Source organism: Flectobacillus major DSM 103, from assembly GCF_000427405.1.
GTDB classification, from domain to species: domain Bacteria; phylum Bacteroidota; class Bacteroidia; order Cytophagales; family Spirosomataceae; genus Flectobacillus; species Flectobacillus major.
In genome coordinates this window covers 2,644,461-2,663,216 of the sequence record NZ_KE386491.1, presented here as the reverse complement: position 1 = coordinate 2,663,216, position 18,756 = coordinate 2,644,461, and the positions used below count along the sequence as shown (strand labels likewise).

General features: G+C 35.1%; 12 protein-coding genes. 1 reads left to right on the top strand and 11 read right to left on the bottom strand.

The features are described 5' to 3' along the window. Nucleotides 1-25: 25 nt before the first annotated feature. The gene (locus FLEMA_RS0118740; protein ID WP_026997756.1) at nucleotides 26-1,378 is read left to right on the top strand and encodes a Gfo/Idh/MocA family protein; all 1,353 of its coding nucleotides are present in this window, start codon (nucleotides 26-28) and stop codon (nucleotides 1,376-1,378) included. Nucleotides 1,379-1,693: 315 nt separating this feature from the next. Here the strand turns inward: FLEMA_RS0118740 and FLEMA_RS69095 are convergent, their stop codons facing one another. The 11 genes from FLEMA_RS69095 to FLEMA_RS69050 form a co-directional block, all read right to left on the bottom strand. After that, nucleotides 1,694-2,119, bottom strand: a complete 426-nt coding sequence (locus tag FLEMA_RS69095) for a DoxX family protein (RefSeq protein ID WP_144080100.1) — start codon at nucleotides 2,117-2,119, stop codon at nucleotides 1,694-1,696. Between the two features lie 61 nt (nucleotides 2,120-2,180). Beyond that, nucleotides 2,181-3,554 carry an efflux transporter outer membrane subunit gene (locus tag FLEMA_RS69090; RefSeq protein ID WP_262486511.1) on the bottom strand — a complete coding sequence of 458 codons (1,374 nt, stop codon included), beginning with the start codon at nucleotides 3,552-3,554 and terminating at the stop codon, nucleotides 2,181-2,183. 58 nt (nucleotides 3,555-3,612) lie between these two features. Further along, complete coding sequence (locus FLEMA_RS69085; RefSeq protein WP_044171721.1) at nucleotides 3,613-6,735, bottom strand: efflux RND transporter permease subunit; 3,123 nt, start codon at nucleotides 6,733-6,735, stop codon at nucleotides 3,613-3,615. 23 nt (nucleotides 6,736-6,758) lie between these two features. After that, nucleotides 6,759-7,832 carry an efflux RND transporter periplasmic adaptor subunit gene (locus FLEMA_RS69080; protein ID WP_229359424.1) on the bottom strand — a complete coding sequence of 358 codons (1,074 nt, stop codon included), beginning with the start codon at nucleotides 7,830-7,832 and terminating at the stop codon, nucleotides 6,759-6,761. Between the two features lie 240 nt (nucleotides 7,833-8,072). Further along, complete coding sequence (locus FLEMA_RS0118585) at nucleotides 8,073-8,828, bottom strand: LytR/AlgR family response regulator transcription factor (RefSeq protein WP_044171718.1); 756 nt, start codon at nucleotides 8,826-8,828, stop codon at nucleotides 8,073-8,075. Further along, on the bottom strand, nucleotides 8,825-9,907 hold the full coding sequence (locus FLEMA_RS69075; RefSeq protein ID WP_044171716.1) for a sensor histidine kinase: 1,083 nt from the start codon (nucleotides 9,905-9,907) through the stop codon (nucleotides 8,825-8,827). The genes FLEMA_RS0118585 and FLEMA_RS69075 overlap by 4 nt, the downstream gene beginning before the upstream one ends. Nucleotides 9,908-10,200: 293 nt before the next feature. Next, on the bottom strand, nucleotides 10,201-11,499 hold the full coding sequence (locus FLEMA_RS69070) for an HlyD family secretion protein (protein ID WP_044171714.1): 1,299 nt from the start codon (nucleotides 11,497-11,499) through the stop codon (nucleotides 10,201-10,203). A gap of 2 nt (nucleotides 11,500-11,501) precedes the next feature. Continuing rightward, nucleotides 11,502-13,709 carry a peptidase domain-containing ABC transporter gene (locus FLEMA_RS69065; protein ID WP_044171712.1) on the bottom strand — a complete coding sequence of 736 codons (2,208 nt, stop codon included), beginning with the start codon at nucleotides 13,707-13,709 and terminating at the stop codon, nucleotides 11,502-11,504. Nucleotides 13,710-13,721: 12 nt separating this feature from the next. Continuing rightward, nucleotides 13,722-16,874, bottom strand: coding sequence for a lantibiotic dehydratase (locus tag FLEMA_RS69060; protein ID WP_144080099.1), 3,153 nt, complete (start codon nucleotides 16,872-16,874; stop codon nucleotides 13,722-13,724). A gap of 18 nt (nucleotides 16,875-16,892) precedes the next feature. Continuing rightward, nucleotides 16,893-18,089, bottom strand: a complete 1,197-nt coding sequence (locus tag FLEMA_RS69055) for a lanthionine synthetase C family protein (protein WP_044171709.1) — start codon at nucleotides 18,087-18,089, stop codon at nucleotides 16,893-16,895. 243 nt (nucleotides 18,090-18,332) lie between these two features. Further along, nucleotides 18,333-18,542 (bottom strand): class I lanthipeptide, encoded by a 210-nt coding sequence (locus FLEMA_RS69050; protein WP_044171707.1) that lies wholly within the window; start codon nucleotides 18,540-18,542, stop codon nucleotides 18,333-18,335. Nucleotides 18,543-18,756 lie beyond the last annotated feature (214 nt).

Here is an 18,756-nt window from a genome sequence, read left to right as displayed (position 1 = left end):
TTAGTTAGGGTAATTTAATAAATGTATGGAAAATCAAAATGGATTCTTAGGGCGAAGAGGCTTTTTACAACAAGCTTCTGTTGCTACGGCTGGTTTACTAGCAGGTAGTTTGTCGGATGTACTAGGTACTACAATGGGCAAACGCAAGGTTGCTATGGTAGGCACTGGACACCGAGGAACGGGTATGTGGGGAAGCCCTGTTGTAAAGGAATTTGGCGATATTATTGATTTTGTGGGCCTTTGCGATATTAACCGTGGACGAGCCGAAACAGCCAAAAAAATGCTAGGTGTCAACTGCCCTGTTTATACCGATTTTGACAAAATGATGCAAGATACCAAACCCGATTTATTGATTGTAACAACAGTAGATGCTACCCACGATAAGTTTATTATTCGAGGAATGGAGCTAGGTGCCGATATTATTACCGAAAAACCCATGACTACCGATGAAGGGAAATGTCAGGCGATTTTGGATGCTGAAAAGCGTACTGGGAAAAAAGTAACGGTAACATTCAACTATCGGTATTCGCCACATCGCCAGAAGATATACGAACTCTTGCGAGCGGGTGCTATAGGCAAGGTTACATCGGTAGATTTTCACTGGTATTTAGACACCCGTCATGGTGCGGATTATTTCCGTCGTTGGCATCGCCTCCGTGAAAACTCGGGTTCGCTTTGGGTACATAAGGCTAGCCATCATTTTGATTTATTGAACTGGTGGCTGGAATCAGAACCAGAAAGCGTATACGCCCAAGCGTCGTTAGAACACTATGGCAAAAATGGGCAACAAAGGGGTACTAACTGCCGTACATGTTCGCACAAAACGAGCTGTAAGTTTTATTGGGATATGACCAAAGATAACCGCTTGATGAGTTTGTATGCTCAAAACGAACAATATGACGGCTATTTGCGTGATGGCTGTGTGTTCAAAGAAGATATTAATATTTTCGACAAAATGGCCGCTACCATTCATTATGCCAACGGTGTAAATGTAAGCTATTCATTAACAACCTATTCGCCATACGAAGGTTATCGCATTGCTTTTAATGGTACAGGCGGACGTTTGGAGGCATGGATAAAAGAGTCGGGCAAAATGGTTATTGAGCATTATGATGAGCTGATGCTCTCCAAAAACTTTGGCGATGTAGAGTATATCAAAATCCCACAAGCCGAAGGGCATGGAGGAGGTGATGCTCTTTTGAGAGATAAGATTTTTAGAAACCCTCATACACCCGATACCTATCGCCAAACAGCTGGTAGTCGCGATGGTGCAATGGCTATTTTGGTAGGAATCGGAGCTAGGAAAAGTGTAGAAACAGGCTTGCCCGTAAAAATATCTGCATTAACTGACCTAAAGCCCAAAGCCGTGAAATCATAAATTGGGTAACATAATAAATACGATTGATTCTGAATGTTGGGGTTATACTTAACATAAAGCCGCTTTGTTTGTGTTGTGACTCGCGATAAATACAAAATATAGATGGTTTTAGAAAGGTTTTGTAATTACTGTTGCCAAATATTATTTTCAAAAAATCCACTCTCCTTAGAGTGGATTTTTTATGAACCGAAATGTTTTTTATTTAACTAAGGTTTTTACTTTACCCGTTGGGGTATAAATAATCTGACTTGCTATTGCCAGAAAGTATCGAGACTGTCAATCGTACTTGTGATTAATTTTTGATGTTGTTGAAAGTTAAGATAGCCACTTGTTCTCGGGTTGGTATATCGAATATTTTCCTGTTCCAGCGAAAAAAATACCCAATCCTACAAGAATAAAATAGATATTGTATTCTGCTTCTAATCCGCCGTGTTCTGTAAGATTAAATGATGCAACACCATGGGCAAGATACAATGAAAATATCATGACTGTTGAAATCAATAAGGCGGAAATTCTACCGAAAACACCTAAAATAAGTAATATCGGTGCGACAACTTCTGCAACGGGTACGCCAATCCACATAATTTCAGGAAGTCCTTTTTCTATCAAAGAGCTTTTGATAAAATCATGACCGTGTATTAATTTATGAATACCATGAAAAAGCATTAATCCGCCTGTAGGAATTCGTACTAATAATTTGCCTAAATCGTCGTTTAGCCAAGCATTTGTTTTATTCATCATTTTAGCTGTTTATATTATTTATAGTTAGACAACCTTTACGTTTTTATTTCTTTGTCTCTTGTTATTCTCCACCGCCACCCAAGGTACGGTACAAATCAGTGATGGCATTAAACGTTTCTTTTTTGATTTCTATGGCTTCCAATTCATTTTGTAAAGAATTGTTCTGTGTCGTAATTACTTCTAAATATGTAGCCATTCCACTTTTATAAAGCTTAAATACATCATTGGTAGCTTTGGTGAGTGATACTTTTTTTTGTTTTACTAAGTCCATTCTTTCATCGGCATACTTAGCTTTGGCAAGAGCATCTGATACTTCAGCTACTGCTGTCAATAGCGATTGTTTAAAAGTACTCACGGCTTTTTCTTGCTCTATGATGGCAATATCATAGGCTGTTTTAAGCGATTTTTTCATGAAAATTGGCTGAGTTAAATTAACACCTACGTTTTTCACAATAGAACCTGGTAGATTAAACCAAGTATTAAGCTTAAAAGAATTCATTCCTACAGATGGCGTAAGGCTAATACTTGGATACATGGCTATATGGGCAATATTCCTATTTGCATTGGCTGAGGCAACAGCGTATTCTGCCGATTTTACGTCTGGTCGGCGACTCAAAAGCATCGCTGGAACGCCCAAAGGAAATATCACTGAAGGCATGGCATTATCCATTATTCCAACTCTGGCAATGCTATTGGGGTATTCTCCACACAAAATACTAAGGGCATTTTCTTGTATAGCAATATTTTGTAAGGCTAATGGCACTAATAGTTCTGCTGTTTTTTTTTGTGCTTCTGTCTGTTCAACGGCTAGGGAATTTACTTGTCCAGATTTATATTGAAGTCGAATCATCGCCAGCGTGCTATCTCCCAAAACAATGTTACGTTTGGCTACTTTCAATTGTTCGTCGAGTGCAATTAAGTGATAATAGGCTTGAGCAACCTGAACGATGAGCCTTGTTTTTAAGGCTGAAAGGTTTTCTTTTTGTGCAAAATAGTTGGCAAGTGAAGCTTCCCGATGTGCCTTGGCTTTTCCCCAAATATCAGCTTCCCAAGAAAGCCTTAGATTGGCAGCATAATCATCCATGTAACTTGTTCCCAAAAATTGTTCAGTCAACGAGCCATTAAGGGAGCTTTTAGAAAGCCAATTTCTATTGGCACCGACGTTCAAATCTACTGTTGGATAAAGCCCCAGTTTTGATTGCTTATACATCAAATCCAACTGTTGCATATTCATCACAGCTACTGCGATTTCGTTATTTTTTTGAAGTGCTTTTTCGATAAGATTAACCAATATTGAATCTCTAAAAAAGGTTCTCCAAGGTAATTGAACAGTATCTGCCGTTACTGTAACGGTTTCACGATACTGCTCAGGAATGTTTAGGTTTGTACGACTATATTTCTTCTCTATCATACAAGAAGAAAGTAGTAGTGACATAACAACGCTTAAGAATATATGTATTTTTGAGAATTTCATTTCAGGTCATTTATTAGGATTAAAACACTTGCTTTTTCCCTGATACTTTTTCTTGTAAGTATTGGAATAACATAAACAATAAAGGAATAACAATTACGCCCAAAACCACACCACTTAGCATGCCCATGGCGGCACTGGTACTGATAGAATGATTTCCTGTTGCAGTGCCTCCTTTTGAAAACATCAGTGGAAGCATTCCTACAATAAATGCGAGTGAAGTCATCACGATAGGTCTTAGTCTGGCTTTGGAAGCATCTAATGCGGCATCCAGAATGGATAATCCTGCACGCCTACGTTGTACGGCAAATTCTACTATCAAAATGGCATTTTTGGCTAATAGACCAATCAGCATAATGATTCCAATTTGTACATAAATGTTGTTGTCTAATCCAATACTTTTGATACCGATATAAGCTCCCAGAATCCCCGTTGGAATAGATAACAAAACCGCAAGAGGCAATAAATAACTTTCGTACTGAGCAGACAATAGTAAATACACAAAGAGTAAACAAAGCCCCAAAATGGCTATCGTCTGATTTCCCGCTGATTTTTCTTCTAAACTCAAACCTGTCCATTCGTAACTATAATCGGTTGGCATTTTATCCAAAACAGTTTCCAAACGTTCCATCAAAGCTCCGTTACTTATTCCGGGCATCGCATTGATATTAATTGTCAACGCATTATAAAGATTGTAGCGACTTACCGATTCTGGGCCATAGACTTTGTGCAAGGAAATAACTGATTTTACAGGAATCATTATTCCTTTATCGTTTCGAACAAAAATTTCATCAAAAGCTTGTTCGTCCATTCTAAATACACCATCTGCTTTGATATTTACCCGATAAAATTTTCCAAATCGTGAAAAATTTAACGATTGGTCGCCCGAGAAATAGCTTTGAACCGTACCTAAAATACCATTAATATTAAGCCCCATTTGTTTGGCTTTGTCTTCATCCACTTCCAGCTCTAACTGAGGATAATCAGCACGGAACATGGTGTAGGCTAATTGCACACCAGAGACCTTCATTAAATCGGCAATTACTTTGTCAGCCTGAGCTTTCAATGCTACTGAACTACGCCCCTGACGGTCTTGTAATACAATTTCAGCACCGTTTGTAACGCCATATCCATCTACTGGTGGCATTCTCATTGTGAGGATACCGCCTTCTCTAACAACAGATAATTTGGCATCAACAACCTCCATCAATTCGTCTATGTCTTGAATTTTTCCTCGCTGAGTTCTGGGTTTAAATTTGACAAAACCTACTGCATAAGCAGGGCTTGTACTGTTGGTCATCAGGTTAAAGCCCGTAATGGTGGTATTATCTTCAATAGCTTCGATTTCCGACAAAAGCTTATCAATTTTATCAGCTACTTTGGTTGTTGGAGTCAAGGCTGTACCTGGGGGCATACTGAGTACGTAAATAAACATGCTATCATCCTCCATAGGCACAAAACTTTTTGGGGTACTCATAATAGCCCAAGTTGCTACGCCCATTATGGACATTACAAAACCAGCGGCCAACCACTTGTGTATGGCCAAGAAACGAATGCTCTTTACGTAGCGATTGGTAATATTATCAAAACCCGCATTGAAACCAGCAAAAAAACGTTTACTAAAACCTACCGTAGCGTTACTTTCACTGTGTGTGTTTTTCAAGAGTAAGGCACACAAAGCAGGTGTCAATGTCAGGGCATTAACGGCTGAAATGATGATAGCAATAGCCAGTGTATAAGCAAATTGCTTATAAAAAATCCCTGCTGAACCCGTCATAAAGCCAATCGGAATAAATACCGCAGACATTACAAGCGTAATAGAAATTACAGCTCCTGTGATTTCTCCCATTGCTGAATGAGTCGCTTCTTTTCCACTTAGATGAGTCCCTTCCATTTTACTATGCACCGCTTCTACCACTACAATGGCATCATCTACCACGATTCCAATGGCTAACACTAAGGCAAAGAGGGTCAATACATTAATGGTAAAACCCAGTACGAGCAAGAAGAAAAACGTTCCGATGATGGCTACAGGCACAGCAATGGCAGGAATAATCGTAGAACGAAAATCCTGTAAAAACAGAAATACAACCAAGAATACAAGCACAAAGGCTTCAAACAAAGTGGATTTTACCTGACTGGTTGCTTCGTCCAATTTTTCCTTGGTACTCATTAATTTTGAATATTTTATACCTGGAGGAAACGATTTAGACAGTCGCTCAATCTCTTTATCGATTCCTATTTCGATTTCATTGGCGTTTGAACCAGTGGTTTGTATAATCGCAATGGTAGCCGTATTCCGCCCGTTAGAAGTGTTGTTACCACTGTAAGAAATAGCACCAAATTCAATCCGTGCTACATCTTTCAAGCGAATAATATTATTTCCAGTATTCTTAACAACAATATTATCATAGTCTTCGGGTAGATTCTTTTTGCCTTTATAACGAATTACGTACTCCAAAGCAGCGTTAGATTCTTCGCCCAATTTTCCAGGTGCAGCTTCTAAACTTTGGTCGGCAATGGCATTACTGATGTCGGCAGGAACTAAATTATAATTGGCCATTTGGCGAGGGTTCAGCCAAATACGCATAGAATAATCTTTTGTTCCAAAAACCATGGCTTGCCCTACGCCCGGAACTCTTTTGATTTGTGGAATAAGGTTGATATTGGCATAATTTTGTAAAAACTTTTCATCGTATTTTTGATTATCTTCCGTAAACAAATTGAATATCATAATCATGCTATTCTGTTGTTTGGAAGTAGTGAGTCCCATTCTAACTACTTCTTGTGGCAAAATAGGCGTAGCTTGTTGTACACGATTTTGTACATTTACTGCTGCTTGGTCGGCATTTACGCCTTGCTTGAAGATAATTGATATTGAAAATGTGCCATCATTACTAGCTGTAGATTTGATATACTGCATATTTTCTACGCCATTGATTTGCTCTTCGAGTGGCGTAACTACCGAACGAATCACAGTTTCGCTATTACCCCCAGGATATGAACCCGACACCATGACGGTTGGCGGTGAAATATCTGGAAATCGTGTTACGGAAAGTCTATCAAGTCCAACAATTCCTAATACCACAATCACGATAGAAATTACCGTTGCCAAAACGGGTCTATCTATTATTTTTTTTAACATGTTTTTTCAATTTTGAAATGTACTTATTGCCCTAATGCCCCCTTTGTGATGTTAGGAATAACCGTCATTCCTTCATTCAATAAATCAATGCTTGTTGTGGCTATTTTCTCGCCAACACTAATGCCAGATTTTACGATATAATTACTGCCAGATTTACCTTCAATTTCAAAGGGCTTCATGGCTACTTTGTTGCTATCAGCTAGGGAAAAAACAAAGTATTTATCTTGAATATCTTTCACACTTGCCATGGGTACTAATAGTGCAGTGTTATAAGCTTTTTGTAAAACCACACCAGCCGAACCTCCCGAACGTAGTAGTTTGTCAGGATTAGGAAAAATGGCTTTCAAAGCAATGCTTCCAGTAGTGCGGTCTATATTTCCGCTGGCAAATTCTAGTTTACCTTTGTGTTTGTACTCGCTACCGTCAGCCATCACTAATGAAACTGTATTTGCATTTTTTTGTAAACCTTTTTCTTTCATAAAAGCGATGTAATCGGCTTCTGTGAGCGAGAAATAAACAAAAACCTGATTGATGTCTGAAAGAGTAGTAAGTGGAACAAGGTCGGTGGGCGTTACCAAATTGCCAATTCTGTTCGGAATTCTACCAATATAACCGCTAATTGGAGCTTTTATTAGGCTAAATGCCGCATTGATTTTAGAAGAGCTTAACAGGGCTTTTGCTTGGTTTACTTGTGCCGACGCAGCTTCGTAATTGGCTTCTGCCGTTTGTAGTTGGATTTCAGAAACTACTTTTCCTTCTACCAAAGGGCGAATCTTTTCTATTTCCAATTTGGCGTTGGCCTGTGCCGCCAAAGCGGCTTTGAGTGTTGCCAAACTATTATTTACCTGTTCGTTGAATACCTCTGCTTTGATTTTGAAAAGTGCCTGTCCTTTTTGTACATAATCGCCTTCTTTTACAAATATTTGCTCTAAATAGCCTGATACTTGTGCTTTCAAATCAACATTGACAGCCCCTTCAATAGCTCCAGGATATTTTTTGGCAACATCAACATTAGCAGTATTTATTGGAAGGAAGTCAACACTTAGCGGTGCTTGCTCAGCCTGTTCTTGAGCTTGTTCTGTACAAGAAAATATCATGAAAGAACAGAGAAGAAATATTATTCCTTTGAATGTATTTCCTGTTTTAGACCTGTGATTTAACATTGAGTATAAAGATTGATTTATACTACAAAGGAAGTTTTATGGACTCATTAATTATGGAGAAAATCCCTGAACCGTATATTTTTATGCCTGAATTGAAGATTTACCTTGCCGAATTTTGATGGGGAAAAAATGGAGAAGTGAACTTGAAAAAATACTAAATTCGTAAAAAAGTGCTTAATAATCCATCCACGATTTGAATAATCCAGCTTTATCACGACTAATGATTACTTCTATGTCTGCGTTTTTAGCAATGTCAATTTTTAACTTTCCATTGAAATAATTGTGGACTTGCTGAATGGCATCGACATGAATGATAATTTGGCGATTGGCTCTGAAAAAGGTTTTGGGATTGAGCTGTAATTCAAGTTCTTCCAGCGTCAGCGGAATGGTTTCTTCTGAGCCACTGAAAAGTTTGGCTCTGGTGATTTTTAGTTTAGAATAAAAAAAGGCAATATCACTTACCTGAACTGTTTTATAACCATCTTTATAAGGAAGTAAAAATCTACATCTGAAGTCTTTTGGTTTTAAAAAATCTAATAATCCTTCCAACGATTTTTGGCGAGAATCGACAGATAATGCTTCCAGTTTTGTAAAGGCCGTTAGTAATTCGTCTTGTTCAACGGGTTTCAACAAATAATCAATGCTATTGTATTTGAATGCTTTTACGGCATATTCATCATAAGCCGTTGTAAAAATGATTGGACAATTGATGTTTACTTGCTCAAAAATCTCAAAACTCAATCCGTCCGACAATCTTACGTCCATCATCACCACATCAGGTTTTGCATGGGTATTGAACCAAACCACACTGTCGGAAATACTGTCTAATACCTCAAGAATAGTAGCTTTAGGTCTGATTATTTTAATCAAACGTTGTAGTCTATCCGCATTTGGTTTTTCGTCTTCTATGATCAGTATTTTTTCTATCATTGTTTTATTAACGGAATTTTTACTTTAAAGGTAGTTTCGTTCTGTATAATTTCAGGCTGTTTTTGCCAGAGTAAATCATACCTCCTGATAATATTTTGAATACCGATTCCTGATGATTCAAGCTGATTTTCGATGGGAAGTAATGCGTTTTCAACCACTAATACTTGTTCATCGGTGTTATAAATACTAATTTTCAAGGGATTTTTCTTATTGGTTTTATTGTGTTTCAAGGCATTTTCTACCAATAATTGTAAAGTTAGCGGAGGCAAATACAGTTGTTTGCTGGCTTTGTCAATATTGACTTCAAATGTTACGCCATCGCCTATTCGATTCTTAATCAGGAATATATACGAATTTAGAAACTTCAATTCTTCTTCTAACAGAATTATATCTTTCTTGGAATTGACCAACATGTAGCGGTATATTTTTGAGAAATTCTCGGCATATTCATAGCCCAATTGTTGATTAACCAATATCAATTCAGAAAGCACACTTAGGTTATTGAATACAAAATGAGGGTCTATCTGAAGTTTTAAAGATTGTAGTTCTGCTTCAACAGCGAGTTGGTCGAGTGCGGCAGCTTTCATAGCAGCATTTTTCCAGTTGACAATCAGGTAATTACAAGTATTAATGCCAATAATCATAAAGGCAATAATGACACTGACTACAATCCACTGAAAAAAACCTCTTACTTGGTCAGCCGAATGAGTTTCTATACAAGTTTCAGACTCATCTATTAATCGGTACAATTGGTCTAATATGGCAAGACTTCCGAAGATAATAACCAAGTTTAATCCTGTTTCAAAAACCAATCGCTTCAAAGGTTTTTCTGTCCACGAAATCGATTCATTGAGTTTGTTACTAATAAATATGCTTGATTCTGAGATTAATAAGCAAAAGGTAAATGATAAAGCTAAGTCTTCTGTAATAGAAAGTACAGAGCGTTTCAGGTAAGAAACCCAGTAAGAAGAATAAGGATCAATGACATAAGAAACAAGATTCAACAAGATAAAAGCGAATACCACAATGATTATACGCTTTCCCTTATTGCTCAAAAATGTATCTTTTTTACTGCTCATTTCTTAAATAACTGTAATTGTAAACAAAATATTGATGATGTTTTTTCTTGAAAGATAAGCATTTATATCCTTATTGGATTTAAAGTTTCCAAAGTTGAACTATTCTGAATTGACTTCTATTTTTTTCTTACTTAATCTACCAAATTTACGACTGAAAGCCCTAAGGCTCTTCCTAAACCGTAGACAGTATTTTAGTTGTTGATATTAGGATTGGTTTTTCAAAATAAGAATTTCAAAAACATGCGAAGAATATGAGCAGAGAGTTAAGTATTAAAATATAATGTCATTTCTTATTAAATTCCAGCGGTATCGTTATAGAGTAGATGGATTTTTTTTAGTAATCTCTCGGTTAAGCTAGTATTATCAGTAATAATATTGGCAACGCCATTCATTTGGGGTTTAAAGGGGATATCTTTATTCAAAGAACTCTTTAACCCATTCTTTAAACTTATTTGAACAGTGTAAGAATTCTGATTGGTAGCAGAAAAAATTTTTGAAACAATACCTGTTATCTTTCCAAAGTCGTTAGCAGCATAACTATCAAGAGAAATCAATACTTTTTGTCCAATTTTTAATTTCCCAGCGTTAAGAGATGAAATGGTGATTAATCCTACATAAGTTGATTGTTCTGGAACGATCAAAAATAAAGGCTCTCCTGCTTTAACAAATTGGTTATCGGTCAAATTCTGCAAAAATTTAAGACGTCCATTTGAGTATGCTTTGATAGAATAATTTTTTTGCCAATTCATAATGGCATTTGCTAAATTGCTCTTTTTTTGGAAAATACTTTGTTCTAATAATTTTGTTTTGGTTCTAAACTCGTTGATTAGCTCTATTTTTTGGCGTTTCAAGTCTGTAATAGCAACGTTAGTCTGGATAATATTCTTTTTTAGGATAATAAAATCTTGTTGTTTTCTACTTAACTCATCTTGTTTCTCTTGAAATTCTAAAGGGGGAATCACTTTCTCTTCAAATAGTTTTTTGAAAATGCTATTTTTTTTTAGGGCATTATCAATATCCTTTTCAGCCATTTTTAAAACATCGTAATTGATGCTCAATAAGTCGGATTGATTTTTAAGTTGACTTTCTATACTTTTGATTTTTTCAGTGTAAAATGGATTTAGGGTTAGTTCTTGATATTGTTTTAAATCCATTACGAGTTGGGAGTATTCGTTTTGGAAATCGCCTAAATTTAAAGAATCTTGGAATTGTGATAAATTACAATGAAGTTCATTCGATTTAAACTCAATAGCGTTTAATGATTTTTTTAGAGTAAGTACATCTGAATTATTGGCAGGGCTTTCGACTGCTGCAATAATGTCGCCGATACGAACCGAAGCCTCATCCTTCATTGATATTTTTTCTAAACGTCCAGATACCTTATTTATGATAGTAACAGTAGGATTTAGGGTTGTGATGGTTGCTTGGCCCGTTAATGTTTCGGGATATTTTATAATGGATGCCAATACGAAAAAGATGATGATAATAAGGAAAATTACACTAATTCCCCATTTTATAAGCCATGTAGGGGTATAAGACATAAAATCAATTATCTCTTCAGAACGAATCTCGATATCTTTTTCTCGTGTCATTTTTATGAAGTTGATTTTGAATCTAATTCTAATTGATTTTTTACCAAATTATAATAATATCCTTGTTTTTGTACTAAAATGTCATGATTCCCTGTTTCAACTACCTTACCAGCATCTAAAACGATGATATTGTCGGCATTTTTGACGGTGCTAAGTCTATGTGCAATGATAACCGATGTTCTATTTTTTAAAAATTCATTCAAATTTTCAATAATAATTTTTTCATTATTGGCATCTAAGGCAGAGGTGGCTTCGTCAAAGAAAATTAATTTAGGGTTTTTATAAACAGATCTTGCAATTAAAATTCTTTGTTTTTGTCCAGTACTTAATCCAACACCCTCTGTTCCGATTTTGGTATTATATCTTGCCGGTAGTTGCTCTATAAAGTCTTGAATATTAGCAATATGAACTGCGTATAATAATTTTTTCTTATCAATGATATTTTCTCCAACAGCAATATTATTTGCAATGGTATCATTAAAAATGAACCCTTCTTGCATTACAACCCCACACGAGTCTCTCCATATATGTTGAGGAATGTCATTAAGGCTTATATTTCCTAAAGATAGGCTACCTTCGTTGACGGGATAAAACTTGAGTAACATCTTCATCATAGTAGTTTTTCCGCTGCCACTACTTCCAACAATTGCAGTTGTTTTGTTGGCAGGTATAACGAACGATAATTCTTCAATAGCATCATTTAAGGCTCCTGGGTAACGATAACTTACATTATTAAAAACAATATCTTGATTGAAGTTAATCTCTTCTGGAGAGGTTGTAAATTCATCTGTGCTATCTTCTGCTTTCATGTCATAAATTTCATTAATCCTATCTAGGCTTATTCTGGCATCTTGGAATATTTGCAAAAATGATGTGAATTGTTGAATAGGAGCATTGAGCTGCCCAACAATATAAGAGACAGAAAGCATCATACCTATAGTGAGCTTTCCATCAATAACCATTTTAGCGGTAATAATTGAGATTAAAATATTTTGTAATTGTCCAATGAGAATAGCACCTGTACTTTGGAATTGCGAAAGTGTGGTACTTTGAAGTGTCAACCTAAACTTACGAGCTTGGATATACTCCCAACTCCATCTTTTTTGTCGCTCGGCATTACTAAGTTTAATATCTTGCATCCCAGTTATTAGCTCAATCACCTTATTTTGGTCTTGACTCATCTGGGAAAAGCGTTTGTAGTCGAGTTCTTCCCTTTTTTTGAAAAATAGTAAAGTCCAGATAATATATATAATACTGAAAATAGCAAAAAAGGCAAAAATGTTAAAGCTGTAGGTTGCCAAAACAATTCCTAAAATACCGACATTAAAAAAAGAAAACAGGATATTTAGACTTGAACTCGTCAATAAACTTTCAATACGATGGTGGTCATTGATTTTTTGCATAATATCTCCTGTATGCTTTGCATCGAAATAAGCAATTGGGAGTTTCATCAGTTTAATGAAAAAATCTGAAAGCATTGATAAATTTACCCTAGAACTTACATGTAGTAGAATCCAGCTTCGGATGAGTTCAATAGATGTTGTTCCTAAAAATAAGAAAAGTTGTGCAACCAAGATTAGATATATAAAATGAATATCTTGGCTCTGGATTCCAATATCGACAATACTTTGGGTAAGAAAGGGGAAAATTAGTTGTAAAATACTACCTGCCAAAAGCCCCAAAAACAGTTGAAGCATGAGTTTTTTATAAGGACTGAGGTATTTTACTAAAAAAACTAAATTCCGTGTTTTTGTTTCTTTAAACTCATTGGTATAAAATTCTGGTGAGGGTTCTAAGGCTAATGCAATACCTTCTTCAATTTCGTCTGACAGATAACTCCCCATCCAATGCTTGATAAATTCTCTTGGGGAGTATTCAATTAGTCCAAAAGATGGGTCAGATACAAAAACCTTATTTGGCGTTATTTTATAAACAACAACATAATGTTTTTTATGCCAGTGGATAATACATGGCAACGGAATCTCCTCTGAAAGTTGTTTGTAGCTAATTTTTACTCCAAGTGTTCTAAACCCTATTTCCTCAGCTCCACCAGCCAAACCCAGTAATGTACTACCTATTCTTGTCGTTTCACTCAAAACACGTAGTTGTGCAAGAGGAATTGTTTTTCCATAGTATTTTGAAATAATTTTCAAACAAGTAGGACCACAGTCCATCTCATCGTGTTGAAGGTATGAAGGGAATTTTGCCAATTTTATTTTTTTTTAATCAAGTTTTTTTATCTGGGCAATTTCAGATCGATAAAAATGCCAAAGCAAATGGTATTGAATCATTTCATTATGCCGTTGGTTAGAAATGAAAAGACGATTCATTATCATATGAATGTAGCTCCCCAACAGTTGTTTTAATGATTGTCCAAGATGATTTTTTGCATGTAATTTTAAAACTGATTGACTAATAGAATCGCATTGAATTTTAGATTGATGTAAAATATTGAAGGCAGTTTTGAAGTCATCGGCCAACCTATCTTCATTTTTCAAGCAATTAGCCATCGTATTTCGTTCTTTTCTAAACCTGTCTCCAATTTGTTTTTTTAGTTCGATATTCATGTTGAATTCTCTCCCAAAACCTTCTGACAGACTTTCTAACAAATCTTTTTTAGCATAAAGATCTAATTTAAAACTATCTAAGAGCATATCAATTGTTTTTAGCCCAAAAAACCAACGAATTTCATTATCTCTGACTTCATCTTCACCGTTGAGTATTTCCAGAAGCTGCAATATTTGTACACTACTTAATTGAAACAGACTTTCTGAAAATTCAATAGAAGATGCCCCATACCGTTCCAACTCACGATTGTATGTGTCTGTTTGAGTTTTCCAAATAAGTTTATTTTCTAAAAAATAGGAAAGATTATTGTTTAAAATTTTTATAATCTCAGAAATTTTGGATGTATTTGTCACATCAAAACGAACACGTAGATGATTTTTGGGGTCTGCATAACGAATAAAGAACCATTTCTCTATTAATCCGTTTTCTTGTAATTGTTTTAAGGCATCTGTTAAACCATATTTTAAAATTTGATCGGCAGTTTTGACACCACAATAAATTTTAAAATATAGCCAATCATCGCCAGTGGTAAAAGAACGTTTTACTAGGATATTATTGGTAATCTGGGGTAACTTATAAATGGATTCATTTTTAGGCAACTTTTCATTTCGATAAAACGCAAAGACAAACTGATTGACGTAATGGTTATTGTCGTTGTCGGTTGTTAGGCAATTATCTTTATGGAAGAGAAACTCTGTAAGTTGAATAAAATCACGCTTTTTTATAGTATTTAGGAATGTTTTTATACTCAAAATGTTTAGTAAATCAACTAATAATTCATTATCAAAATCGACTAATTGAATAATATTGGGCATGTTCCATTCGCTCTTCCAGTTATGTACTTCTTTCATCAACTGTTCATTATCCTCAATTTTAAGCAAATGTTCAAACGTATTTTTGCGAAGTATCCACTTGGCAGGAGAAATAATAGCTTGCTTATAATTTACTCTTGGTAAAAATCGATAGTTATTCTCTAAAGCTCCCCAGTTAAAACTTACACCTCCTCTACTATGTTGAGTTTGCAAATCACAAAGAAAGTTGTACATTGGCAATGAATTATATCCAAAATTATGAGCATTTGTAAGTCTAGGAATAACTATTTTGTTTAACTTTTTAGACCTTAAAAATACGCTAGACCCTCTGACCGAAATATATAAATCATCAGGGCTTATCTGAAATTCATCTGAAACAGAAGCCTGTGCTAAGTAAGGAATTTCATAATTTCTAATTGTTGGACGCATTAAGATATTCCCTGTTCTGGACTCTGGCAAATGAACGATTTCTGCCAAAATAGTACCTGACGGTTTTAATTCATCTTCTTTAGTAATAATATTTCTGACTAATGTGTCAATGTCTTGACTTGCGTGACAAAACCTTCCTAAGATATTCCCTGCACTTGACCCACCGCCATTAGACATGACAGTTTTAATTTGACCATTACTATCTTTCAATAGCTCAACCATAAACCCGATGGTGTCTTGTTGGTCGTCCCAATTTTCCTTAAAATCTTTAAAGTCTTCATCTGTCAAGGTAATTTCAAACGCATTAGACACTTTTGACTGAAGTATTTTATCTAACAAAATTTCGTCTATCTTACTCCAAGTAATGGTGTTATTGCTCTGATTGTCATTTGGTTGTATATATCCAATACCTGTTTCTACATCAAGTGCATACAAAAGCGGGATTTCGGCATCTTCATATCTTTCATAAAATGCTTTTGCAAATTTTTCTAGCTTAGTCTCTCCATGTTTAATACTTATTTTGTTAAGAAAACGAGCCGTTGATATTATATCTGCCAATATGGGTTTATCCAATGTACACTTATCAGCCTTTCGTACAAAATCAGTTTGAAACAATTTGCCTAATTCTATGTCAATTCCTAAATGTTTTAAGTTCTCGGCAAGATCTAAGTATAACTGAACGTCATTGTACTCAGACTTATCCAATTCATCAAGTTTTTCTTGAATAGAAACGAGCAATTGTACTAACGAGCCAATTGTCATCACTTGTTCATTAATGCTAAAAGATTTATGAGGAGGCAATTCCTTCAAGGTGTTGATAAGTTGGAAAATAAATTCTTCTCCACATACAGAGGGTTCTAGCTGACTGACTAATAACTGACTCGTAATAATTTCGTTAACAAAAGAATCTGCTTCTTCTTGAGAAATGTCATCATCAATAATAGCATTAGATAATTGCTGTTTAGTAGCTCCAGATTTAGCTACGTCAAATATTTTCTGTAAATATTCTGAAAAATCTACCGAAGAAATTTGATGAATTCGGCGTGTGTTATGATAATGATATTCTACATATCTAACTTCTTCACCTATTAAATAAATACTATTATTTATATAAAACTTGAGTTCTTCCTGAATAACATCAATCTGTACAATAGCGGTAGCCAAAGCACACAAATAATTCATGTCAAGTCTTGTATGGCGGTTTTGTGCAATCGTAGTAGTAATTTTTATATCTGTTTTTGCTGCTATATTCCCAACACCAATGCCAGCAAATAACCCAAAAGGAGTACATCGGGTAGTCATTCGTTGGAAATATTTCATTAAAGAATAGGCGAGTGCGTATATTTTGGATGGTTCAGTAACTTTTCCTTTATAATAATCTAATAAACGATCATGCAAAGCGGGAGAAGCAAGAAAAAGAGCCTCTTGGTTGATTGGTTCTTGAAAGAAATGGAAAAGGGCATTCATAGATGTCTCTAAACTATTTTGAGAGAGGACAGCCTGCAACTTTTCGATAGAATAAAGAGGTGTTCTAACAATAAATTGATTGAAAAATGAGTAATTCAACTGTTTAGAGTTTAAGGATTAACGAATGAATAACAATTCTTCCCAAGAGGGGTCTAAGCCCGAGATTCGATATAATAAAACAAGACCAATACCCGAAATCCCTTCTAAAAAGCTTGTTAGAGGTTTATCGCCTCCACTTTTAGTAGGTATGTGTACCTTATAACCTGCAAATCCATCTTCAAAAGTTGCCATATTTAGGGTAATATTATACCAATACTCTGCTGTTTCTTTGAAAGCTAGCTCTCCTGTCCAATCGTAAAACCGTTGAAAGATATGGGCAGCACCGGCAGCACCATGACAAATACCCGCATCAGCAATTTTCGTTTGTTCAATACTTCTCCTTTGACTGGCAGAAAGTAATACATTTATAATATCTTTTTTTAGTAGAGTATCATTTAATACTTCGGCGGCTTGCCACAAAGCACAGCAAACGCCTAAATCGCCATAGCACCATGCTAACCGTGTAGTGGAGTAGTCTTGATAATTATCACTTAGTATTTGAGGGTAGAAAGAACCATCTGTTATTGAAACTTCCGTTCTTTTAGTTTTTTGAATATAATTAACTGTTTCTTGAATCATGCTTAAAGTTTTTTGAGGTAAGATATTTGCCTTGTGTGCTTTAATCAAAAAAACAAGAATACTTGGAATTCCGTGTGCTAAACCTAGGTTAAAAACTTTTTTATGTAGTACATTACTATCATTCTGAAAATAATTCCATTTTAAGAAGTTTTTATCTTTTTTATCTGCCTGAAAGTCCAGTGCCAAAATCAGGCTTTCTATATAGTTCTTTATGTTTCCTTTTTTTTTTAGTCTATAAAGAAAATAATTTCCTATTCCGACTGCACCATGAAGGAAATCATAATTTCCTATTTTCATGTTACTCATCATCTTTTCATAGAGATATTCATCTATCTCTCCCAATACTTCGTTTGTATCTATTTCTACCCAACCCTTTTGCTCAATATATTCAATCAGGATCCCAAACCCAGCTATTCCTGTACCATAAGTAGGTTCGACATCTTCTATTACAATATTTTCTAATTTATATTCTAATTTATTAATTACACTATCAATAGAGACAGGTTCGTTAAAAGATTCAAAGCTATGTAAGTTAAATAATATGGTAGAAAGGTCTCCGCTAAAAAGTGAAATCTCCAGGCTGTTATTCCAATTGGTATTTAAAAAATCATATATTTCTTTAAACTTGTTTATCATAACTTTTGTGGATTTCTAAAATAGAAATATTTTCAGCTTTTTATTTAAAGGTTATTTATTTGAAAATTAGATAGTTAGCCTGAGTGTTCGGTTAATGATGCTACTAATAGATTTATCAAATATTTATTTGAGTTAATAAAATTAGGATATTCTTTACAAACCTATCTTTAACATATCTATACGCTGTTAGCGTAAAAGGTATTAAAAGTCTTTTAATACCTTTTAACACCTTTTTTGTTATGGTTATCTACAACTAGGACTTCCTGAACCAGTGCATGTAGTAAAACCACCACCGCCGCCGCCGCCGCCGCCATCACCACAGTTCGCACTAAAACAAGTCCAGTCGACAGATAATCGTGTGTATCCTCCTTCCAAACTTGCCATTGTTTCTTCAGATAAGGTCGCTACCGAGCGTTTACCTAATGTTAATTTGCTTGCAATTTTCTTTTTCATGTTATTGGTTGTTTAAATAATTAAAATGTATTAAAGGGAGAATTAATGGGATATAACTATTAATTTGATGCACTAAAAGTATGTAAAAAGAAATAGATAGTACAAGTCTAATTATTATTTGCACGCTTATACTGTATAAGTGTATGTTCATATCAATTATCTGCGAATAGGATTTTTCTTTGAAAAAATATCTTTAATGGTTTGATTTTTATAA